Here is a 273-nt window from a genome sequence, read left to right as displayed (position 1 = left end):
TCAACGCCCTGGTCGCCGACGCCGCCATGCTGGCCCGGGCCGCCGTCGAGGGCAAGCTCGCCACCCGCGCCGATGCCAGCCGTCACCAGGGCGACTACCAGCGCATCGTCCAGGGCGTCAATGACACCCTCGACGCCGTCATCGGCCCGCTCAACGTCGCCGCCGACTATGTCGACCGCATCGCCAAGGGCGCCATCCCGCCGCGCATCACCGACAGCTACAACGGCGACTTCAACACCCTCAAGAACAACCTCAACCCCGCCATCGAAGCGG

Annotated in this window: 1 pseudogene; it reads left to right on the top strand. The window is 68.9% G+C overall.

Annotation, left to right across the window (positions count from 1 at the left end):
* A pseudogene (locus tag DNK49_RS23610) lies at window positions 1-273 on the top strand (methyl-accepting chemotaxis protein); the annotation flags it as partial.

The organism is Parazoarcus communis SWub3 = DSM 12120 (assembly GCF_003226565.1).
Classification (GTDB): Bacteria; Pseudomonadota; Gammaproteobacteria; order Burkholderiales; family Rhodocyclaceae; genus Parazoarcus; species Parazoarcus communis.
The sequence above is the reverse complement of the archived record's forward strand: the minus strand, read 5'-3'. Positions and strand labels throughout refer to the sequence as shown.